Origin of the sequence: Streptomyces sp. NBC_00335 (assembly GCF_036127095.1) — a bacterium.
Taxonomy (GTDB): domain Bacteria; phylum Actinomycetota; class Actinomycetes; order Streptomycetales; family Streptomycetaceae; genus Streptomyces.
Map to the genome: position 1 here is coordinate 8,009,296 of NZ_CP108006.1, position 21,542 is coordinate 8,030,837.

The 21,542-nt window shown below is 72.2% G+C and carries 19 protein-coding genes; 4 read left to right on the plus strand and 15 right to left on the minus strand.

Features of this window, described 5'->3' with window-relative positions; genetic code table 11:
• Positions 1–80: 80 nt before the first annotated feature.
• Complete coding sequence (locus tag OHA37_RS36200; protein ID WP_266911848.1) at positions 81–539, plus strand: GNAT family N-acetyltransferase; 459 nt, start codon at positions 81–83, stop codon at positions 537–539.
• Positions 540–697: 158 nt separating this feature from the next.
• On the opposite strand, the gene OHA37_RS36205 is transcribed toward OHA37_RS36200, so the two are convergent.
• The 10 genes from OHA37_RS36205 to OHA37_RS36250 all read right to left on the minus strand — a co-directional run bounded on the left by OHA37_RS36205 (position 698) and on the right by OHA37_RS36250 (position 14,498).
• Positions 698–1,111: a rodlin gene (locus tag OHA37_RS36205; protein ID WP_266911850.1), complete on the minus strand. Its 414-nt coding sequence runs from the start codon at positions 1,109–1,111 to the stop codon at positions 698–700.
• 177 nt (positions 1,112–1,288) lie between these two features.
• Entirely contained in the window at positions 1,289–2,320 is a 1,032-nt protein-coding gene (locus OHA37_RS36210) for a phosphotransferase family protein (RefSeq protein ID WP_266911852.1), read from the minus strand.
• Between the two features lie 179 nt (positions 2,321–2,499).
• Complete coding sequence (locus tag OHA37_RS36215) at positions 2,500–4,287, minus strand: S8 family serine peptidase (RefSeq protein ID WP_266911854.1); 1,788 nt, start codon at positions 4,285–4,287, stop codon at positions 2,500–2,502.
• Between the two features lie 147 nt (positions 4,288–4,434).
• A complete protein-coding gene (locus OHA37_RS36220) occupies positions 4,435–7,221 on the minus strand; it encodes an ATP-binding protein (protein ID WP_266911856.1) in 2,787 nt (928 codons plus the stop codon).
• 104 nt (positions 7,222–7,325) lie between these two features.
• The gene (thpD, locus tag OHA37_RS36225; RefSeq protein WP_266911858.1) at positions 7,326–8,228 is read right to left on the minus strand and encodes an ectoine hydroxylase; all 903 of its coding nucleotides are present in this window, start codon (positions 8,226–8,228) and stop codon (positions 7,326–7,328) included.
• Between the two features lie 73 nt (positions 8,229–8,301).
• A complete protein-coding gene (locus OHA37_RS36230; protein ID WP_266911860.1) occupies positions 8,302–8,718 on the minus strand; it encodes an ectoine synthase in 417 nt (138 codons plus the stop codon).
• 35 nt (positions 8,719–8,753) lie between these two features.
• On the minus strand, positions 8,754–10,022 hold the full coding sequence (gene ectB / locus OHA37_RS36235; protein WP_266911862.1) for a diaminobutyrate--2-oxoglutarate transaminase: 1,269 nt from the start codon (positions 10,020–10,022) through the stop codon (positions 8,754–8,756).
• Between the two features lie 107 nt (positions 10,023–10,129).
• Positions 10,130–10,690, minus strand: coding sequence for a diaminobutyrate acetyltransferase (gene ectA, locus OHA37_RS36240; protein ID WP_266911864.1), 561 nt, complete (start codon positions 10,688–10,690; stop codon positions 10,130–10,132).
• A gap of 327 nt (positions 10,691–11,017) precedes the next feature.
• Positions 11,018–12,493 carry a branched-chain amino acid ABC transporter substrate-binding protein gene (locus tag OHA37_RS36245; protein WP_266911866.1) on the minus strand — a complete coding sequence of 492 codons (1,476 nt, stop codon included), beginning with the start codon at positions 12,491–12,493 and terminating at the stop codon, positions 11,018–11,020.
• 4 nt (positions 12,494–12,497) lie between these two features.
• Complete coding sequence (locus OHA37_RS36250) at positions 12,498–14,498, minus strand: hypothetical protein (RefSeq protein WP_266911868.1); 2,001 nt, start codon at positions 14,496–14,498, stop codon at positions 12,498–12,500.
• Positions 14,499–14,747: 249 nt separating this feature from the next.
• Between OHA37_RS36250 and OHA37_RS36255 the strand changes: the two genes are divergently transcribed.
• A complete protein-coding gene (locus OHA37_RS36255; RefSeq protein WP_266911870.1) occupies positions 14,748–15,380 on the plus strand; it encodes a pyridoxamine 5'-phosphate oxidase family protein in 633 nt (210 codons plus the stop codon).
• A gap of 59 nt (positions 15,381–15,439) precedes the next feature.
• On the opposite strand, the gene OHA37_RS36260 is transcribed toward OHA37_RS36255, so the two are convergent.
• From OHA37_RS36260 to OHA37_RS36270, 3 genes are all read right to left on the minus strand, one after another.
• Positions 15,440–16,660 carry a lipase family protein gene (locus tag OHA37_RS36260; RefSeq protein ID WP_266911872.1) on the minus strand — a complete coding sequence of 407 codons (1,221 nt, stop codon included), beginning with the start codon at positions 16,658–16,660 and terminating at the stop codon, positions 15,440–15,442.
• A gap of 187 nt (positions 16,661–16,847) precedes the next feature.
• The gene (locus OHA37_RS36265) at positions 16,848–17,513 is read right to left on the minus strand and encodes a TetR/AcrR family transcriptional regulator (RefSeq protein WP_266911874.1); all 666 of its coding nucleotides are present in this window, start codon (positions 17,511–17,513) and stop codon (positions 16,848–16,850) included.
• Positions 17,514–17,717: 204 nt separating this feature from the next.
• Positions 17,718–18,248: a DoxX family protein gene (locus OHA37_RS36270; protein WP_266911876.1), complete on the minus strand. Its 531-nt coding sequence runs from the start codon at positions 18,246–18,248 to the stop codon at positions 17,718–17,720.
• Positions 18,249–18,491: 243 nt separating this feature from the next.
• On the opposite strand from OHA37_RS36270, the gene OHA37_RS36275 reads away from it, so the two are divergent.
• Positions 18,492–18,968 carry a hypothetical protein gene (locus tag OHA37_RS36275; RefSeq protein ID WP_266911878.1) on the plus strand — a complete coding sequence of 159 codons (477 nt, stop codon included), beginning with the start codon at positions 18,492–18,494 and terminating at the stop codon, positions 18,966–18,968.
• Between the two features lie 22 nt (positions 18,969–18,990).
• On the opposite strand, the gene OHA37_RS36280 is transcribed toward OHA37_RS36275, so the two are convergent.
• Positions 18,991–19,362, minus strand: coding sequence for a hypothetical protein (locus tag OHA37_RS36280; RefSeq protein ID WP_266911880.1), 372 nt, complete (start codon positions 19,360–19,362; stop codon positions 18,991–18,993).
• Between the two features lie 93 nt (positions 19,363–19,455).
• On the minus strand, positions 19,456–21,105 hold the full coding sequence (locus OHA37_RS36285) for a phospholipase D family protein (RefSeq protein ID WP_266911882.1): 1,650 nt from the start codon (positions 21,103–21,105) through the stop codon (positions 19,456–19,458).
• Positions 21,106–21,348: 243 nt separating this feature from the next.
• On the opposite strand from OHA37_RS36285, the gene OHA37_RS36290 reads away from it, so the two are divergent.
• Positions 21,349–21,504 carry a CsbD family protein gene (locus OHA37_RS36290; protein WP_443046353.1) on the plus strand — a complete coding sequence of 52 codons (156 nt, stop codon included), beginning with the start codon at positions 21,349–21,351 and terminating at the stop codon, positions 21,502–21,504.
• Positions 21,505–21,542 lie beyond the last annotated feature (38 nt).

Sequence of the window (21,542 nt, forward strand, 5' to 3'; positions counted from 1 at the left end):
CATTCGGGCGATGCCGCAGATCGGTGGGGCCGGGCATGATCCTTGGTCGAAGACCCTTACCGACGACGAAAGTGCGCATCATGTCGACCACCATCACCGTCCGCGCGGTCCGCGACGCGGACTTCCCGCAGTGGCGCGCCCTGTACCGCGGCTACGCGGACTTCTACCGGGTCGAGCAGACCGAGGAGGCCGCCGAACGCGTGTGGACGTGGATCAACGACCCCGCCCACGAGGTGAACGCCCTCGTCGCCGAGGACGTGGACGGCCGGCTGATCGGCCTGGCGCACTACCGCCCGTTCGCCCGCCCCCTTTCGGCCACCACCGGCGGGTACCTGGACGACCTGTTCGTCGACCCCGCCCGGCGCGGCTCCGGCGCCGCCGATCAGCTGCTCACGGCCTTGGGTGAGATCGCTGCCGAACGCGGCTGGAGCGTCGTCCGCTGGATCACGGCCGACGACAACCACCGCGCCCGGTCCAAGTACGACCAAGTGGCGACTCGTACGATGTGGGTCACCTACGACATGGCTCCGGCCAGCTGATCGAAGCGATTCGCGCGGGGCCCGGACGACCTGGGGCCTGAACGGTCTGGGGCCCGGACGGCCGACGGCCCGGCCGCGGAGCGCTCGTGCGGGCGTCCGCGGCCGGGCCGGGCCAGTCGGTCAGTCAGTCAGTCATTCAGCCAGTCAGGGGCGGGCCGTCAGCTTCCCTGCGACAGGTTGCCCGACAGGACCGGGATGTTGTCCAGGATGTGGGAGAGCGCCTCGTCGCCCTTGGCCTGGGTGGAGTTCTCGGTGCACTGCTGGTTCTGCGGGTTGGACAGGACGTTGATGTCCTGGACGCCCACGTTCGCGAGGACGGCGACGAGCGACTGCGCGTTGACCTTGACCGGCAGACCGATGCACGGCTTGTTCAGCGTGCCCTGGACCGCGGAGAGCTGGGGGCTCATCGCGCCGTGGGTCTTCTGGTTGCCGTAGGCCTGCACGGCGCCGTTGCCGTTGACGGTGTTGATCCCGTTGTCATTGCCGATGGCCATGGCCGGAGCGGCCATGGCGCCGCCGGCGCCGATCGCGGCGGCGGTGGTGACTGCGGTGACCATCATCTTCTTCAGCATTACCTGGAGATCCTTCGTTGGAGCGGGGTGGTACCCGTCGGTCATTTCGCCCTGGCAACGCCTGAGACCTTGCAGATGTGGCGCTAAGTCACCCGTTTGGCTCGACCCGCTCTACGGCCTGACGGGCGGCCCGGCCGGCGGGCGGGTGGACGAGCGGGTGGACGGGCGGGTGGACGGTCAGACGGGCGGAGCCTGCCTCAGGAGGTCCAGCGCCGTCGCCAAGTCGGCGGCGGCCAGGTCGGTGAGGGGCGCCCGCGCCTGCGGGTCGTAGCCGCGGGGGACGCCTTCGACCAGGACGATCAGCGCCAGGTAGGCGCGGTACATCGCGATGCGCAGGCGTTCGTCGGCCGTGAGCGGGCCGGAGCGGTAGCCGGACAGGAAGGCCGGGTCCCGGGTGATGTCGTCGAAGAGCGCGGTGGACACCAGGTCGGCGAGCGGATCTCCCCAGAACGCCCGTTCGCCGTCGATGATCCCGGTGATCTCCAGGCGTCCGTCCCGCTCGGCGAGCAGGATGTTGCCCTCCCACAGGTCGAAGTGGACCAGCGAGGGGGCCGTCACCTGGTCGAGGAGCCGGCCCCGCTCACGGACGAGGCCGAGGACGAGGCCGGGGTCGACGGGCAGCGGGGCGCCGAACCGGCGGGCGTCCGCGCAGACATCGGCCAGCATGCCCTCGAAGGCGATCCGCCAGCTCGTGCCGGCGCCCGCCGGCGGGTTCCCGTACGGATAGCCGAAGGAGGAACCCCGTACGCGGTGGAGCCCGCGGACGAGGCGGCCGAGGTCGGTGCGCAGTCTTGCCTGGTCCGAGGAACCGATCCCGGCGCGCAGCCGGTCCCAGGGTTCGCCCTCCAGGTGTGTCATCAGGAGGTAGTCGGCGCCGATCGCACTCCGGTCGAAGCCGGTCGCCACGACTCCGGGCACCGGCAGGCCGGGCACCGTCGAGGCACGCCGGTAGAACTCGGCTTCGGTGCGCATCAGCGCGTTCTCGTAGGTCATGAGCGGTGTGCCCGCCGGCGGTGCGACCTTGAGCACGACCGGCCGCTCTCCCGGGCCGGGGTCCCGCGGTCCGCCGGGCCGGGCGGCCAGGGTGAGCAGGTGGACCGAGTTGAAGGTGCCGCCGGCCAGCTCCCGGTGGCGCAGGACCCTGGTGTCCGGGTCCTGGGCGTGCGCGACCGCGCGCGTGATCTGTTCGTCGGTCAGGGTCCGCTGCATCGCGGGTGTCCTCCGGTCCGGAGCGTCTGACGGATCCACTGGGGAGAGCGCTCTCCCGTGGCGTGAACCTAACGCGCCGCCTCTGCCGGGGTCAAGGAGCCGTCGCCACTCGACCGGCATGCGCGCGACCCGGACCTCCCCGGGGAGGGGGAGGGCCGGGTCGCGCGGGACGGGACGGGTCAGGAGGCGAAGCAGAGGGACTGGCCGGTACCGAAGCCGTAGCAGTCGATGCGGCGCGAAGCGGTGGCCGTCAGGCCGGAGTTGTCGGTGACGGTCAGCTCGGCGGTGTAGCTGCGCTGTCCGGCCGGGTAGCGGTGGGCGACGGTGGCTCCGGTGCCCGTGGCGGCGTCGCCGAACTTCCACTTGTACGAGGCGATCGAGCCGTCGGAGTCCTTGGAGCCCGAGCCGTCGAAGGAGCAGTCCTGGTACCAGCAGGACACCGAGAACGCCGCGGTCGGCGGGGTGCCCGTCGGAGGCTGCGTGGTCCCGGCGGTGACGGGCTTGGTGACGGTGGCCGTGCGGCCGGAGTCGTCGGTGACGGTCAGCTTGACCGAGTAGGTGCCGGCGGCGGAGTACTCGTGGGACGGCTTGACGCCCTCACCCTTCGCACCGTCGCCGAACTCCCAGGCGTACGAGGCGATCGAGCCGTCCGGGTCCTTGGACGCCGAGGCGTCGAAGGCGCAGGAAGCGGCCGAAGTCGAGCACTGGGCGGCGAAGTCCGCGACCGGCTCACCGGGCTGGGTGGGAGCGCCGAGCTTGGTCACGTTCAGGAACTTGTTGGGGGAGCCCGAACCGGCCCCGGTCACCACACCCGACTGCGCGTTGTCCACCAGCGCGTCGCGCACCTGCTGCGGGGTGGCGTCGGGGTGCGCCGAGAGGTAGATCGCAGCCGCTCCCGCCGTGTGCGGAGTGGCCATGGAGGTGCCGCTCATCGTCTGGGTGCCCCCGCCCATCTTGGTGGAGACGATGGAGCCGCCGGGGGCGAACAGGTCGAGGCAGGAACCGTAGTTGGAGAAGCTGGAGCGGGCGTCGTTGCTGTCCGTGGAGCCGAGGGTGATGGCCGCGGGCAGGCGCGCCGGGCTGGTGTTGCACGCGTCCTTGCTGTCGTTGCCCGCGGCGACGGCCACCGGCACGCCCGCGTTGATCACGCCGGCCACGGCGTCGTCGAGCGCACGGTCGGCGCTGCCGCCCAGGGACATGTTGACGACGGCCGGCTTCTTGGCGTTCCTCGCGATCCAGTCCATGCCGGCCGCGATCTGCTCCGTGGACCCGGAACCCTGGCAGTCGAGCACCCGCACCCCGACCAGCTTCACGTTCTTGGCGACGCCGTATGCGCTGCCGCCCACGGTCCCCGAGACGTGCGTGCCGTGTCCGTGGCAGTCGGCGGAGTCCGCGTCGTTGTCGATGAAGTCGTAGCCCGAGGAGGCGCGGGAGCCGAAGTCCGAGTGCTGCCGGTAGAGGCCGGTGTCCGCGATGTACGCGGTCACCCCGCTGCCGTCGTTCGGGTAGGCGTAGGAGCCGTCCTTCGCTCCGTCGACGCGGTCGATGCCCCAGGACGGCGGGTTGGGCTGGGTCCCCGACACGCGGAAGACGGTGTCGGCCTGGACGTAGCGCACGCCCGGCGCGGCCGCGAGCCGCCGGGCCTGCGCCGGGGTCGCCTTCACGGAGAAGCCCTTGAGGGCGGCCGTGTACAGCTGACGGACCGCCCCTCCGTGGCGGTCCGTCAGCGTCTTCGCCTCCCCGGCGGTCTCGGCCGTGGCGGTGGCGCGCAGGGAGGGCGCGCCGTCGAGGACGACGAGGTACCGGCCGCTCACGGTGTCCGCCGCGCCCTCGCCGAGGACCCGGCCCTCCGCGGGTCCGGCGTGGGCCTGGGTGGCGGCGCCGAACAGGCCGAGGACGGTCGCGGTGGCGGCACCGAGACATATGGCCCCGAGCCGGGTGCTTCTTGCCGCACGCTGTGCACGCATCCAACTGCTCCTACTGATCGGGTTCCTGGATGCCACGGCGTGGGGGCCGGGGCACGGGGATCACCCTCGTGACACCGGGGGAGCACGGCAATCCGTACCCGGGTCCGTAGGAGTACCTATTCGCAGCCGTCACGCGCGCCCCGGGCGCTACGGAGTACGTACCTCCGTGCGGCTGCTGACCTTCAGCTTCCGCAGCACCTTCGCCACGTGCTGCTCCACCGTGCGCGGCGAGAGGAACAGCAGCTCGGCGATCTCCCGGTTGGTCCGGCCCGAGGCCACCAGCCGGGCCACGTCCGCCTCCCGCGGCGACAGTCCCTCGCCGTAGCCGCCCCGGCCGCGCCGGGCCGCCGCCACGTGCCCGCTGCCGCGCAGCGCCCGCCGGCAGCGGGCCGCCTCACGCACGGCTCCGATGCGCTCGAACTCGGCGGCCAGGAGCGCCAGTTCGTCGGCGTCCGGTACGCATTCCAGCGCGGCCTCCACGGCCTGGGCCGCGCTGTGCGGCCGGCGCAGCGCGGTGAACTGGGCAGCCGCCCGGCGGTAGTGCGCCGATGCCTCCTGCGGCTGACCGGCCGACCGGGCCACGGCCGCCCGGCACAGCGGCAGCGCCGCCAGCGCCAGGGGGTGGTCGCGTCCCGCGATGGCCTGCGCGTACTCCCCGGTCAGTCGTCCCGCGTCGGCGATCCGGCCCGCCCGGACGTACGCGTCCACGCCGGCCGCCGCCAGGTCCGCGGCCCAGCCCCAGAGCCCCTTGTGCCGGACGCGCGCGAGTCCCCGGTCGGCCTCGGAGCAGGCCGCGCCGGCCCGGCCCCGCGCGAGGTGGATGCGTACCGCCGCCGCGCCCGCGGCGGCCAGGACCGGCGAGGCCGCGTTGTGCGGATCGTCCAGAGCGGCCGCCGCGAGGTGCTCGGCCGCCTCCTCCCACTCCCCGTGCGCGGCGCCCAGGAGCCCCAGGACCAGGCGCGCCTCCGACTCGATGCCGTAGGCGCCCTGGGCCGCCTCCCAGACCTGCCGGGCGCGCTCGCCGAGCCCCTCCCAGCGCCCCTGGCTCCACTCCAGGCGCAGCACGGTCGCGTCGATGATCCCGCGCAGGTACGGGGCCCCGCACGCGGCGGCTATGCGGTCGCCCTCCCGGCGGAACAGGTCGGCCTCCGGGTCCTTGCCCAGCCAGGCCGCGGCGTCGGCGAGGTTCCCGCACATCCGCGCGAGCTCCAGGCGGCCCGCCCGGTCCGCCGCGCCGGCGGCGAGCAGGGCCTCCGCCTCGGCGCGCACCGCCCCCTCGCCGAGGGCCATCCGCAGGACGAGGTGGTTGCCGCGCACCGCGAGCCGCAGCGCCTCGTCCCCGTGCGCGGCGGCGATCCGCTCCGCGCGGCCGATCCACTCCTGGTAGACCGCGTACGGTTCTTCGCCCCACGTCGGCATGGCGAGTCCGGCCATGCCCCGGGCGGCGCGGGCCGGGCGTTCGCGGAGCTCGGCGACGGCGCGGACGGTGTCCAGCCGGCCCTGGCGGTGGTCGCCGGCCTGGTTGTTCAGCAGCAGCCCGAGGTTGAGCCGGATGTCCCCGCGCACGGCGTCGGGCAGCGCCCCGCCGTCGTCGACCACCCGGCGCAGCAGCCGGGCGGTGCGCCGGTGGGTGAGGCCGATCGTGGCCGCGCGGCTGAGCCGCAGGGCCAGGCGCGCGCAGTCCTCGGCCGGCAGCCCGGGATCGTCGAGGAGCCCTTCGAGGAGTTCCACGGCGAGCGCCGTGTCGCCGATCTCCCGGGCGTGCTCGGCGGCGTCCTCCGCGTAGCGCCGCCAGGCCTCCACGGCGCCGGCCTGCCGGGCGTGGTAGGCCAGCCGTACGAGTGGCGGCGCGGGCAGCGCGGCCAGCGCGGTGACGGCACGCAGGTGCAGGCGCCGCCGGTCCGGGCCCAGCAGGGCCTCGTACACGGCCTGTTGGGCCAGTCCGTGCCGGAATCCGTACCGGTCCTCGCCCCAGTCGTGGAGCACTCCGGCCCGCAGCGCGGCCCCCACGGCCGCGGCCCCGGCCTCCTCGTCGAGCCCCGCCACGGCGGTGACCAGGGCCTCCTGCGCCGGATCGCGCAGCACCGCGGCCGCGTGGACGACCGCGAGGGCCGGCGCGTCCAGTCCGGCGGTCCGATCGGCCATCGCCTCCTGGAGCAGGGCGGGCACGGCCGTCGGAGCGCCCGGACCCCGCACGAACTCCTCCAGCACGAAGGGGATCCCGGCGGTCCGCTCGTGCAACTCGTCCGCCAGCCGCGCGGATACGGGCCCGCCCGTGAGCGCGGCGGCCAGGGTGCGCACCTCGCCCGCGTCGAGCGCCTCCAGCCGCATCAGGAGGGACTCGTGACCGGCCGCCCGCCGGTAGGCGCGCCCCAGCGGCAACCCGGGGGCGGGCAGGTCCTCCCGCCGGTAGGTCAGTACGACGGCGAGCCCCGGCGGCGGATCCTCGATCAGGAACCGGATCAGGTCGCGGGTGCCGTCGTCGGCCCAGTGGAGGTCCTCGACGACGAGCACGGCCGGGCACACGGCGGCCAGCAGCGCTCCCACCGCGCGGAAGATCCGGTGCGTGGCGGCGGCCGGGTCGTGCAACGGCTCGCAGGGCGGGGGAAGCCGCTCGGCGAGCTCCGGCAGGTACGGCCGCAGGGCCCCGCACACGGGGCTGAGCCCGGCCGGCACGGCGTGGGCGAGGGTACGGAGCACATCGAACAGCGGCCCGTACGGGAACGGTTCGCGCAGCGGCGGACAGCTCCCCGACAGCACCCGCGCCCTGAGGTCCGGTCTGCGCGCGAGCACCTCGCGCACGAGCCGCGTCTTGCCGATCCCGGCCTCGCCCTCGATCAGCACCACGGCGGGCGGCCGGGCCAGCGCCGTACGCATCGCCCGAATCTCCGCATCCCGTCCGACCAGCACCGATGCGCCCATCCCCGCAGTCATGCGGGTGGAGTCTACGCAGCACCGCAGACCCCCGGTAGGGGTCCGCCCATCACCCCCGCCGGGTAGCCGACCCGGCCGGGCAAGCGCCGGGTCGGCCGGACGTGTCAGCTCACCGGGGTGAAGTCCCGCGAGGCGATGTATCCGGGGCGGCGCACCGGGGCGGCGAAGGGCTTCGACGGGCGGTTCTCGACGCTGTTGAAGACGAGGAACACGTTGCTGCGCGGGTAGGGCGTGATGTTGTCACCCGAACCGTGCATCGCGTTGCAGTCGAACCAGGTGGCCGAACCCGCCTTGCCGGTGAAGAGCTTGATGCCGCAGGCCGAGGCGAACTGGGTCAGCGCCTCGTCCGACGGGGTGCCCGCGTCCTGCATCCGGAGGGACTTCTTGTAGTTGTCCTTCGGCGTCGCACCGGCGCAGCCCAGGAAGCTCCGGTGGGAGCCGGGCATGATCATCAGGCCGCCGTTGGTGGAGTGGTTCGGCGTCAGGGCGATGGACACCGACACGGTGCGCATGTGCGGCAGGCCGTCCTCGGCGTGCCAGGTCTCGAAGTCGGAGTGCCAGTAGAAGCCGCTGGCGCCGAAACCGGGCTTGACGTTGATGCGGGACTGGTGCACGTACACCTCGGATCCCAGGATCTGCCGCGCACGCCCCGCGACGCGCGGATCGGCGGCGAGGGCCGCGAACACCTCGCTGATCCGGTGGACTTCGAAGACGGAGCGCACTTCCCGTGACTTCGGCTCCACGATGGACCGCTCGTCGGCGAGCGTCGAGGGGTCACGGAGCAGCCGGTCCATCTCGGCCCGGTAGACCTCCGTCTCCTCGGGCGTGATGAGTTCCTCGACGGACAGGAAACCGTCGCGCTCGTAGCTCTCCAGCTCGTGGGCCCATATCGGGCCCGGCGTGCCGGGATCGGACCAGACGACGGGGTCCACGCGGCCGCTGAGCACCTCCTCGGAGCCCCGGGTCGGATACAGGTCGTTCACCGTGCGTATGGATGCGGAGGTCATGGCGGTGCCTGCCTCTCCCTTCTCTTCCGTGTGAGTGCGTGTGCGAGTGCGAGTGCGCGAGCGTGTGGGTACGTCAGCCGTGGTCGGGCCCGGGTTCGGGTTCGGTGAGCAGCGGGTACACGCCGTTCTCGTCGTGGTCCTCCCGGCCCGTCACGGGCGGGTTGAAGACGCACAGGCAGCGGAACTCGTGCTTCACGCGCAGGGTGTGCCGCTCGTGGCCGTCGAGGAGGTACATGGTTCCCGGCGTGATCGTGTACGTCAGACCCGTCTCGTCGTCCGTGAGCTCGGCCTCTCCCTGCGTGCAGACCACGGCCTCCACGTGGTTCGCGTACCACATGGACGTCTCCGTGCCGGCGTACAGGACGGTTTCGTGCAGGGAGAAGCCGACGCGTTCCCTGGCCAGGACGATGCGCTTGCTCTCCCAGGTGCCGGAGGCCGCCTTGACGTGGCGGTCGGTTCCCTCGATGTCCCGGAACGAGCGGACGATCATGTTGGTGCCCTTCGTGGTGTGTGGCGGAGTGCTGGTCAGGCGGTTTCGCGGACGGAGCGGGCGAGGATGTCGAGGCCCTCGTCGAGTTCGTCGCCGGTGACGGTCAGGGGCGGGAGCAGCTTCACGACCTCGCCCTGGGGGCCCGAGGTCTCGATGAGGAGACCGTGCTCGAAAGCCCTCCGGGACACCGCGGCCGCGCGCTCCTTGTGGGCGAACTCCACGCCCCAGACCAGCCCGCGGCCCCGGTACGTCGCGCCCAGCCGGGCGTGTTCGCCGCACAGCTCGTGCAACGCGCCCTCGATGCGCGCGCCCTGCATGAGGGTCCGCTCGCGCAGGACGCCGTCGCCCCAGTACGTCTCCAGGGCGGCCGTCGCGGTGACGAAGGCCGGGTTGTTGCCGCGGAAGGTGCCGTTGTGCTCGCCCGGCTCCCACAGGTCCAGCTCGGGCTTGAACAGGCACAGGGACATGGGGAGTCCGTAGCCGCTGATGGACTTCGACAGCGTGACGATGTCGGGGGTGATGCCCGCCTCCTCGAAGGAGAAGAACTCGCCGGTCCGGCCGCAGCCCATCTGGATGTCGTCGACGATCAGCAGCATGTCGCGGCGTCGGCACAGGTCGGCGAGGGCGCGGAGCCATTCCGCGCGCGCCACGTTGATCCCGCCTTCGCCCTGGATGGTCTCGACGATGACCGCGGCCGGGTGGTTGAGGCCGGATCCCTGGTCCTCCAGCAGGCGCTCGAACCAGAGGAAGTCGGGGGTCCTGCCGCCGAGGTAGTTGTCGAAGGGCATCGGGGTGCCGTGGACCAGGGGTATGCCGGCGCCGGCCCGTTTGAAGGCGTTGCCCGTGACGGCGAGGGAGCCGAGCGACATGCCGTGGAAGGCGTTGGTGAAGGACACGACCGACTCGCGCCCCTTGGCCTTCCGCGCCAGCTTGAGCGCCGCCTCTACGGCATTGGTCCCGGTGGGGCCCGGGAACATCACCTTGTAGTTCAGTGCGCGGGGTTCGAGGACGTGGGACCGGAAGGTCTCGAGGAAGGCCCGCTTGGCGGTCGTCGCCATGTCGAGCCCGTGCGTGATGCCGTCGCGCTCCAGGTAGTCGAGCAGGGCGCGCTTCAGGACGGGGTTGTTGTGGCCGTAGTTCAGGGACCCGGCGCCCGCGAAGAAGTCCAGGTAGCCGGAGCCGTGTTCGTCGTACAGCCGGCTTCCCGTGGCGCGCTCGAAGACTACGGGCCAGGCGCGGCAGTAGCTGCGCACCTCGGACTCCAGGGTCTCGAAGACGGACAGGACCGGCTCGGTCATGGTCAAGGGGACTCTCCAATGAGCGTGGGGTGGTGTGTGCCGCGCGTTCGGCGCGAGGCCTTCGGTGCGAGGCATCGGTACGAGGCTTCCGGTACGAGGCGTTCGGACCGGGATCAGAAGTGCAGCGGCCCGATGCGGTGCAGGACCTCCGGGGCGTAACCGCGGTCCGGGAACTCCTCCGGGGCGAACAGCACCTTGCGCGTGAGCGTGGCGCCGTGCCGGGCGGCGTACGAGGCGAAGAGCCGCTCCGACGCGAGGTTGCCGGGGGAGATGGTGGTCTCCAGGAAGCTCAGTCCGTGTTCTGCCGCCACCCGGGCGGAGAGGCCGTCGAGCAGGTCCGCGGCGATGCCCAGGCCGCGGACGGATTCGTCGACGGCGATCTGCCAGACGAGCAGGGTTCCGGGGCTCTCGGGGCGCAGGTATCCGCTGACGAATCCGACGGGACGCCCGGAGGAGTCGCGGGCCACCGCGGACGTGCCGGCGAAGTCACGGCACCAGAGCAGATAGCTGTAGGCCGAGTTGAGGTCCAGCGTCCTGGAATCGCGGGCGAGGCGCCACAGCTGGCGGCCGTCGCTGGGGCGGGGGCGGTCGATGTGCGTGGTGGAGGTGGTCGAGGCGGTCGGTACGGACGGTGTGGTCTTCCGGTAATGGGCCAGTTCTGCATGAGCAGTCATGCGGGCCGAAGCTACCGAGGGTTGGAGCGGATTGCACGGGGCCAAGGGGTTACGGGGCGGATGTCTTTCGTGATAGATGGAGATGCCCTGCGGAGGGCTCGGAAGGTCCGGCGATGCGGCCGATGTGTCGTGGCATATGCCGATATCTTCACCCCACCCCCGGTTTTATAACGAGCCGGTAACGTCTTTGCCCTGTCTCACGTTTTCCCCTCGAGTGTGATGTCTTCCTCGGCCGGTCGGGGGTTTCGTTCGCTGCTGCGCGGACATAGGCGACAGGCAGGGCCCGGGGTGAGCCCTGCCCGGATCGGCCCGGAGCGGCCCGGCGCGTCATTGCCCCTGCGGTGGTTTGCCCTCCGCCGCGGACACTTCTACGAACTCCACCTGGCCCTTGGCGTTGAGGCGGAGGACCGGGACGGCCTTGTTGCGCGGATCGCCGTTGTTCTGGAAGGAGATGAACCCGCTGGCCCCGGCCACCTGCTGGGTGCCGTCCATCTGGTGGAACATCCGGGCCACGGCGTCGCCGGCCACCTGGCCCTGCCAGCGGGCGGCCATCTGAATGCCGTGGGCCGCCGCGAGCACCGCGTCGTGGCCCATCAGGGCCCCGCCGTCCCCGCGGGGGTCGTTCGGGAACCACTGGTCCATCAGCCCGCCCGGCTGGAAGTTCTTCGCGGAGGGCGCGGACACGGTCTGCGGCGCCGCCCGGTACATGTCGGGGTGGGCGAGGCCGGTGTAGAGCACCTCGATGCCCGTCTCCGCGGCGCGGGCGAGCTGCTCGGGGCTCAGGTTGGTCGTGTCGTCCCCGGTGAACACGGTGAACCGCTGCTCGGTGCAACTGCGGTTGGCGAGCGCGTCGAGGAAGCGGGTGAGCTGCAGGCCGCGGCCCGCGAAGTAGACGAGTTGCGGGCGCTGCTGGCACAACTGGCCCGGCATGTAGCGCAGCTCGTTCTGCCAGGCGCTGCTGACGGAGGAGTCGTACGTCATGCTCTCGGCGACGAGCTTGTGCGTGTCGTCCTGGAACGCCTTGGTGAAGGCGGAGCCGAGGGTGGCGGAGTAGAGGTCTCCCCGCGCCACGTCCTGGATGACGACGCCGGTGGTGACGCCGCGCCGCTTGAGGTAGCCGGCGCCCGCGTACGCCTGGTCCTCGTTGGTGGGTGCGATCCGGACGAAGCCGTTGATGTCCTTGATGTCCGAGGCGGTCATGGTGGCGCCGACCATGGCGATCCCGTGCTCGGAGAATCGCTTGATGGCCGAGAGGTTCTCGTTGGTGCTGGGGCCGAGGCCGGCCACCGCGACGAGCCGGTCCGGGGAGTCCTTCAGGGCGATCAGCTCGTCGACGGTGTGCTTCCACTGCGCGGACTTGCTGCCCGGGTTGGCTATGAGCAGCCGGATCTTGGGAACGGCGGCCAGGTCGCCCTGGTTGTGCCGGTACTGGGCGAGGTAGGCGCCCTGGAGCTCGTGGCGGACGCCTTCGGCGGAGTTGCTGTCCGCGGCGGTCGTGGTGAACGAGGTGAAGTAGGCGACGCTGACGTACGGCTCCTTGTCCGCGTTGGCGAGGACCCGTCGGTTCTCCACCTCGATCTTGGCGCTGACGGCATCGAGGTGCGGAGCGAAGACGTAGGAGCCGTCGCTCACCCCGACGCACTCGTCGTCGGGACCCCGTTCCACGACCCCGTCGGCGCACCTGGCCTGACGCTCCTGGAGCCAGCCCACGCCCAGCCAGAGCGCCGCGACGAGGGTGACGGCCGCCGCTGTGGCCAGCGCGACGCGGCGGACGACGTGCAGGGGCCATTCGAGTCTGGGCATGCGCTCAGCCCTCCCAGCCCGCGGTCTGGGGATCGCGCCAGAGCCGGTACCGTTCGGCCTCGTTGAACAGGGCCACGATGTCGTTCCTCCGCAGTTGGGACAGCTGGGTGTAGCCGTCGGCGATCAGGTTCCCCAGTCGCATGGCGGGGTCGGCGAGCGGATCGCTCCACACCCAGCGGGTGGTCACCAGGGTGTGGATCACGGACTCGGTGTCCATCACCCGCCCGGGCCGGCGCGGGACGATCCCGGAGAGGAGCTCCAGCGGCCCGCTGCCGGCGGGGAGACGGTTCGGGGCGGAGGTGATCGCGTCGAACTCGGAGATCCACTGCGCGGCCGGTACGGCGGTGAAGCGCCGGGTCAGATGGGCGGTGACCTCCTCGGTCCGCCCACGGGCGAGCTGGTGGTACATCTCCTGCACCGGCTTGCCCTCGCCGCGGTAGTGCTCCGCGAGGAGTTCGTGCGCGGCGTCCCACCCCTCGGGGCGCGCGGCCAGCCGCCACAGGAGCAGCCGGCGCAGCCACGGGTGGAGTACGGGAACCATGGCGACGGGCCCGGTCAGCAGCCAGCGCGCCCGGATCTCGCCGAACAGGGAGTCGTCGGGGCTGAGCAGCCGCGTGGCCACGGAGAAGTCCCGGGCGGCGGAGCAATCGGCCAGGGCCGCACGCTGTGTCCCGTCGAAATCGCGCAGGAGATGGCCCAGGGCGGTGTCGGCGAGGGTGGCGGAGCTCTCCCCGGTGCGCAGCGGCCGGTCGGGCAGGGTGCGCAGCCAGCGGTCCTGCTGGGGGCCCGAGTCCGGGAGCGGACCGGCCTGGCGCAGTACGTCGAGCACCTGGTGGACGGCGCGCGGCAGCCCTCCGGTGAGCCGGTGCACGAAGGGGGTGAGGCGGGTCAGCGGGGCCAGGTCGCTGTTCCCGCCGAGCTGGAGCTCTATCCGGATCCGCACCTCGTCCAGATTGAGGTCGCGCAGGCGCAGCGGGTACCACCAGCTGTCCTCGCTGTCGCGGGGCGGCCGGTGGGCGTGCCAGTCGGCCAGCGAGGCCCGGTCGGGGCCGCGCAGCTGCCAGGGCCAGGAGTCCCCGGTGGCCGGACCCCAGCGGGGCAGCCAGCGGTTGGAACTGGCGACGACGGTCAGCGGATCGCTGGCGTGCCCCGCCACGACGGTCTGGTCGTGCCGGGAGCGCAGTAACAGGTCCAGGAAGTGGCGCCCGTACTCCGTGTGGGAGTTGTCCAGGAGCAGCAGGTAGGAGCGGGGCATGAAATTGCGGGCGGTGTTGCGCCTGAGATCTTCCAGGAAGGCCGAGAAGAGGACGAGGTCGAGCCGCTCCTGTTCGTTCTCGTCGCCCTCGTGACGCCACAGGTTGAGCTCCACGAGGGCTTCCATGGGGTCCGCGCTGCGGGTCATGGGGTGGCGTCCGTACCAGTGGGCCCCGGCCGTGAGCCGGCTGCCCAGCCGGCCGCCGAGCAGGCCGGGCACGGTGCGGCGGCCGCGCCGCAGGGCGTCCTGGAAGAGGGCGAGCGCGGCGCTGGAGGCGCCCTCGGGCATGCCGACCGCACCCATGCCCACCTCGAAGAAGGCGGCCAGGTAGTCGCCGTGCCGGGCCTCGTTCTCCTCCTGGAACCGGTCCAGCTGGCGCTGCACCGCGCGCCGCCCCTCCGCGAGGTTGCGCATGCGCAGCTCCTGGTCGGAGGCGAGCAGGCCGAGGCTGAGCAGCGGGAAGTGGGAGCGGCCGTAGCGGGGCAGCTTGCGTTCGAGCTGGCGGGCCAGGAGGCCGAGTGCGTAGCGCGGCAGCAGGGACTGGGCCCCGCCGAAGTTGACGAAGGCGAAGGGATAGTCGGGCCCGAAGCGCTCCATCAGCGCGCTGTGCGCCTCGCTGGCTCCGCTGCCGGCCGGGCCGAGGAGCATGGTCAGGGGCCGCTCGGCCGCCGGGTTCTCCTTCAGGCACGCGTCGACCAGCGACAGGATGCCGCTGCGGCCCCGCAGGCCCATGCCCGTACCCGGCTCCATGACGTGTGATCCCCCCCAGGACTGCGCTTAGAGGAGTAGAGCCTGCCATCCGGAGCCGGAGTCAGACAGGGGTTTCCGCTCCTTGATTCCATTCCGCTACGCGGGACCGGTGTCCGGGTCGGTGGGCATCGGGCGTCCGGGCGGGTGGGGGCCGTGCATCCGGGCTGCGGGCTGCCCTCTGCCACGGACGCCCGTGGCATAGTCGCAGCAGGGCGGCGCACCGGCCGTCCGCGAAGACGGGGGCGGGCAGTGGACACACGGGCGTTCGAGGAGATCAGCACCGAGGAGGAGCTGCGCGAGCTGCTGGGCGAACCCACCGCCGTGGCGCTCGGCAAGGAACGGCAGACCCTCCACGACCACCACAAGCAGTGGCTCGCCCGGTCCCCGCTCTGCCTGATCTCCACCTCCGCCGCCGACGGCACCTGCGACGTATCGCCCAAGGGCGACCCGCCCGGTTTCGCCAAGGTCCTCGACGACACCACCCTCGTGATCCCGGACCGCCCCGGAAACCGCCGGGCGGACGGCTACCGCAACGTCCTCACCAACCCCCACGTCGGTCTGCTCTTCCTGATCCCGGGCCGCGGCGACTCCCTGCGCGTCAACGGCCGGGCCCGGCTGCTCCGCGAGGCGCCCTTCTTCGACGACCTGACCGTCAAGGGACACCGCCCCGCGCTCGCGCTCCTCGTGGAGGTCGAACAGGTCTACTTCCACTGCTCCCGGGCCTTCGTACGCTCCGCCCTGTGGAAGCCGGAGACCTGGAACCCCGAGGCGGCCCCGTCCAGGGCCAGGATCTCGAAGAGCCTGGAGCGTACGCACGAGTCCCTGGAGGAGCTGGAGCGCTACTACGGGCCCTCGTACGACGAGAAGAACATGTACATCTGAGGGAGAGGCAGCGGCCCCGTCAGGCTGTGCCGACGGGGCCCGTGGCGTGGTGCCGCCGCTCAGAACACGCAGCTCGCGGCGAGCGGCGCACCGGCGCGACGGGCGTCCATCCAGGCGATGGCGTCGTCCAGCGGGCCGTCCTCGATGGTGTGGCCCTGGTCGGCGTAGTACTTGAACTCCAGGCTCACGCCCTTGTCGCACAGTTCCCGGGCGAGCGTCTGGTTGAGGTTGCTCAGCACGTCGTTTCCGCCCTGCGGCAACAACACCGGCACCTTGACGGTGACTTCACCGGTGGCGCTGGCCTTGAGGGCGGCGTTGAGCGGTGCCAGATCGGCGCCGGGCCGCAGGATGTCGGTGGCGGGTGGGAGATCGGAGTCCCCGCCCATACAGGGTTGTGTCCAGATCCGGTCCGCCGCGGCCAGGCCCGCGGGGGTCAGGAGTTCGGCGGGCTTGACCGCCGGGTCGGCCGCCGCGGCCCCGTTGAGGAGCGTCAGCAGGATTCCGGTGTAGGGGGTGGCGGTCTCGTTCTGAGCGGCGAACAGGGCGGGCATCCACTCGAATCCGACCGCCGGCGCGTTGGCGACCACTCCCTTGAGATCGACGTCGGGGGCGTACTCGGCGGCGTAGTGCGCGCTCCACAGTGCCGCGTGCCCACCCTGTGATCCGCCGTAGACGAGTGTGGTCGCACCCGATCCCGGGTCGATCCCGCGAGCGGCGCGGAGTGCGTCGAGAGTGGCGTACGCGGCGGACTTGCCGTTGAGGTAGGGATGTCGGACCCCGGTCACCCCCAGGCCGATGTAGTCGGGCTGTACGACGACGAACCCGCGCGCGAGGAGCTTCCCGACCGGACTGGAGTCCTGCAGCCCGGCGAAGGCCGGGATGCGGGAGGGGGCGCACGCCGAACCGATGCCCATGGTGCCGTGGTTCACCGCGGCCACGGGTCGCCCACCGGCGGGTGCCGGCCCGTCGGGAACGCTCACCAGCCCGCTCGCGGCCACGGGCTTGCCATCGGTCCCGGTGCTCAGGTACATCACCAGGAAGGTGCGCGACGGCAGTGTCAGCTTCGCCTCCGGTGTCGTGTACGGGCGTTGGCGGATCACCGTGCCGGGTTTGCCCGGGGGCAGTGGGTTCGGCGGGTCGTAGAACGCGTCGCCCTCGGGCACGGACGGCGACGCGGTCATCCGCCGCTCGGGGCCCTGTGGCGCGCCGCCGCGGGTGCAGCCCGACAGGGTCAGTGCCGCGGCGATCGCACCGATGACGGCCCAACGGAAAGCCCGCACCAACCTCCCTGCGGCACAGCTGTGTTCGCCCTGCGGGTCCGGCCGACCGCGCGCCGGGAGGGGGGTCGCTCGCACGGTTCCGGGAGGGTGGCTCAGGCCGTGCGTCAAGGACGGTCTCCTTTGCGTACGCGGCCGCCGTGCGGCGCCGCCGGATGGAGGCTCTCGTACCGGGTTGCGGCGCTGTTCCTCAGGGGGGCGGCGGTGGGTGATCCTCGCCGTCCGGCTCCCCGGGCGGTGGGGTGACGTTCACGACCAGGGCGACGATGGTGTCGATGACGCCCCCCATGTCCACGTCGGGGTCGAGCAGCCACTGGTGCTGGATGCCGTCGGCGGCGGCCAGAGCGAGCCGGGCGATCGCGTCGGGGGCGATGCCGGGGCGGATGCGGCCCTCGCGCTGCAGTTCGGCGAGGCCGTCGCGCAGGGCGGCGAGGATGTCGCCGTCGCGGACCTGGAAGAACTCGCGCGCCGGGTGGCCGGGGAAACCGGACGCGGCCGCCATGCTCACGTACAGGCGCACCAGACCGGCCACGTCGCCGCTGCGGCGCAGGGTGGCGGCCATCGGCGAGATCGGGTCCGCGCAAGGTTCCCGGGCCGTCCGTTCCTTGGCGATCCGGTCGCGTTCGGCCAGGGCGCTGATCAACAGGCCTTCGCGCGAGCCGAAGTAGCGCAGGACGCCGGCCTGGGACATGCCCACGCGGTCGGCGATCTCCTTGATCAGCGCGCCCTTCTCGCCGATCATCGCGAAGACCTCCAGCGCCACCGCGAGGATCTCGTCGCGGCGCACGACCCCCTTCGCGTAACGGCCGCGCGGTGTACGGATGTTGTCGGGCGGTGCGGCACGCTCCGGGTCCATGCGCGAAACGCTAGTCCAGTTCACTTTTGACGTCTACGCATCCCGCATCCCGCATCCCGCAGCCCGCGGCCCGACCAGCTTCAGCGCGCGCCCGCTCCGTGTGCCGCGCCGAGGATTCCCGGCGGGCCACCGACGTGCACTACACGCAGGCCGGCCTGGCCACGTCCGCCGTGGGCGGGCCACGTCCGCCGTGGGCGGGCCGGATCAGTCCTCGTCGCCTCCGGCCGGGGGCGCCATCGCGGCGACCCGCCGGTTGACGACGACGGTGGCCGCGACCGCACTGAGGGCGAACGCCACCACGATGACGGCGGGACGGTCGAGCCGGTGTCGGCTGACGTGGTCGAGGGAGATCCGTCCCGGCCCCGTGACGCCGAGCGAGGCGGCGACGGTGCCGAGCAGGGCCGGGTACTCGAAGCCGCCTCCTTGGGCGAAGAAGCCGGCGGGAGCGTGGACCGAGACGGCCCCTGCCATGGCTCCGGCCGCGGCGGCGCCGGCCGCAGGGGTGGCCAGACCCAGCGCGAGCAGGGCACCGCCACCCGCCTCGCCGAGCCCGGCGGCGATGGCGCTGCGCCTGCCCGGAGTGAAGCCCATGTGCTCCATCGCCCGGGCCGTGCCCTCGATGCCGCCACCGCCGAACCAGCCGAAGAGCTTCTGCGTGCCGTGTGCCATCAGGACACCGCCTGCCGCGAGGCGCAGGGAAAGCAGTCCGAGGTCCTTGCGGAGCGTGAAGTGCATGGGGCGGCCTTTCGGCAGGAAGGGGTCGGCTCGACAGGAACGGTCGGCGCAATGTGTTCCACGCCTTCCGCGCCGCCACACTCACCGTGGAGCCGTCGTGCGGATCTCCCCGAACGGGGGCACGCTGAAGGCATGAACGGCCAGGACGCCTCAGGTCGGCAAGGGGGCCCGTCGGGGCAGCCTCCACAGTGGGGACCCGAGTGGGGACCCCCGCCGCCACCCCCGCCGGCCAAGCGGAGACCGGTGAAGGGTCTGCTCACGCACGCGGCCGCCGCCGTCATCGGCCTCGTCATCGGGACAGGCATCGGTTCGAGCGGCGCGGACAACTCCGGTGGCAAGAGCGCCACGCCGTCCCCGACGGTCACGGCCACCAAGACGGTGACCGCGACCGGGACAGCAGCCCTGCCGGCAAGGCAGGCGCCCACCTCCACGCCCACCCCCACGCCCAGCACGGTCGAGAAGGCGCCGGCCGGCGAGATCCCCGGCGACGGGACGTACGTGGTCGGCAAGGACATCAGGCCCGGCACCTACCGGACCGCCGGCGCCGAAGAGGACGATGCCTTTCCGAACTGCTACTGGGCTCGGCTGAGCGGAACGTCAGGTGAGCTCAAGGAGATCATCGCCAACGACAACAGCGAGGGGCCGACGACCGTGACGATCTCCGCGGCCGACAAGGCCTTCAAGACCACGGGGTGCCAGACCTGGAAGAGGACCGGCTGACGGGGGTCGCGGTCTTCGGCGTCTACTCCTGCTCCTCGATCCCGATGGTCTCCTCCAGCTCCCGGTGAGCCTTGCTCGACGCTCCCTCCCGCTCCTCCAGCAGTACGCGGCCGATGGCGTCGAGCTTGCGCTGGATCGCGTGCTCGGCCCGGCGTTCGGAGTTCTTGAGCAGGGCGAGCAGGAGCAGGGACACCGCGGCCATGGCGTCACCGGCGAGGTGCTGCCATTCCACGGGCAGGTGCAAGAGGTGCACGACGATGAAGACCGCCACCAGGAGGACGCACAGGACGGAGAAGAGCGCTGAACTCGTGAAATTGGACGCGAGTTCCGCCAGTTTCTCGAAGCGGCCGAGCCGCCCTGATCTGCCCTTTTCCGAGGGGTGCTCCAACGTCATGCCCGGCGCCTGCCCGGCGACGGCCGGCTGAAACGTCTGCCGTGCGCCGGCCGCCGGCCGACGGTGTTCCATCCGCCGGGCATGGGTGTCACGTCAGAATTCGCCGCGGAGCCGCATGCGGAGGGGGCGGCCGTCGGGGTCGACCAGGACGTGGTGCAGCGGGGTGGCGAGCAGGCGCCGGACGGTCGGCAGCTGCGGAGCGACGTAGCGGCGCAAACGCCCCGCAGGACGCGGGCCGCGCCGCCCGGCCGTGTGCCAGGCGTCCAGCGCCGCGGCGGCCTCGCCGAGCCGGTCGAACGCGGTGGACGGGTCGCACAGAGCGTCCTCCACCGGCGTTTCCTCCCCGGGGGACCCGCCCCGCGCCCCGAGCCCGACCCCCTCGTCCGCGTCGAGGTGCTCGCGCATCAGCTCCAGGCGCAGCTCGCGGGCGAAGGAGCGGGCCCCGTCCCCCAGTCCGCCAGGGTCGCGGGGCTGCCTCGGATCGGCGGCCCGGTCCAGGACGGTGCAGCTCAGCTCGGAGTCGTGCGTCCACGAGCGCAGGTTGACGTTGTCGGACCCGACGGCGGCCCAGACGTCGTCGATGACGCACACCTTGGCATGCACGTAGACCGGGGTCCCGGCATGGTTCTCCAGGCCGTACACCGCGACCCGGTCTCCTCCGGCCCTGCGCAGCTCCTCCAGGGCGGAGACCCGTCCGATCATGTTCATGGGTCCGGTGAGCAGGCCGTCCTGCTCCGGTACGGAGGGGATGACGGCGGCCAGCCGCAGCCGCGGACGCGCGCGCAGTGCCCGGGCGAAGCAGTCCACCACGCGCGGGGACCACAGGTACTGGTCCTCGACGTAGATCAGGGTCCGGGCCCGGAGCAGCGCCTTGAGGTAGCCCCGGGCGATGCTGCGCTCTCCGTCGGGGGCGAAGGGATAGCCGCGCAGCAGACGGTTCGGATAGGTGCGCAGCACCTGGACGGCGTGCGTGCCGCACGGCGGGGGATCGGGCCCCTGCGGCGGCAGCTCGTCCGCGCTGGTGTCCTCGTCCGCCAGCAGTTCCCGCAGGCGCATCAGCGGACTGCGGCTGAGCGGCGCCGGATCCTCCCAGCGCTCGCGGAAGACGGCTTCGACGTCGCCGACGACGGGCCCGCTCAGGGCGAGCTGGACGTCGTGCCACGGGGGGTGCGGGCCGTACCGGGGCGCCAGGGGCAGCGATTGGCGGTCGCCGCGGTGGTCGGCGTCGTCGTTGCGGTTGTGGCAGAGGTCGATCCCGCCGACGTACGCGACATCGCGCTCCGGTCGGCCGCGATGCCGCAGCACCACCATCTTCTGGTGGTGCGAGCCTCCGGGCCGCACCCGCAGGTCGAGCAGGCACTCACCGCCCGCTGCTGCCAGGTCCTCGCTGAGGGAACGGTTCTCCGCCGCGCTGAACCGGAAGCCGTCCAGGTGGGAGCGCCACAGCAGGCCCTTGACGACGACTCCGCGCTCGGCCGCCGCGCCCAGTACGGCCGCGACCTCCGTACCGGGTCCGCGGAGCCGCTCGTCGGGATCGCCGCGCCAGTCGGTGAACAGGAGCAGGTCGCCGGCGCGCATCGCACGGATCCGCACGAGGAGCTCGGCGAAGTAGGTGGCGCCGTGGACGAGCGGCCGGGCTTCGTTGCCCTCGGACCAGGCCGCCCCGTCCGCCCGGCGGTGCTCCAGCCGGGTGGCGGTATTGCCGCGTTCTCCAGGTGCCAGGAGCCAATCCGAGGTGGGCACAGTAGGGCCTCCACTCCGACGGGTACCCGCTTCCCACCCTTCCACTCGGGACGGGGGCCGCACTGCGCGCAAGGCCACCTCGTGCCGGCGGCTCGAACGGTCCGTAGCGCGATGTCCGTAGCGCGATCGCAGTAGCGCGATGGGCGCGCGGGCGAAAGGTTTACCGGACGGGCATGCGGACAGACGCAGCACGTCAGACGATCGCCAACGATCGGAGTGAGAACCGTGTCGGGTGAGCAGAAGATGAAGGCCAAGAAGGAACAGGCCAAGGGCAAGGCCAAGGAAGCGGTGGGCCGCACCGTCGGCAACGAGCGCCTGACCGCCGAGGGGCGTGCCGAGCAGATGAAGGGCGATGCCCGCCAGGCCAAGGAGAAGGCCAAGGACGTCCTCAAGGACTAGCGCGGCAGGTTGGTTCCACCAGCACTGAACGCGTACGG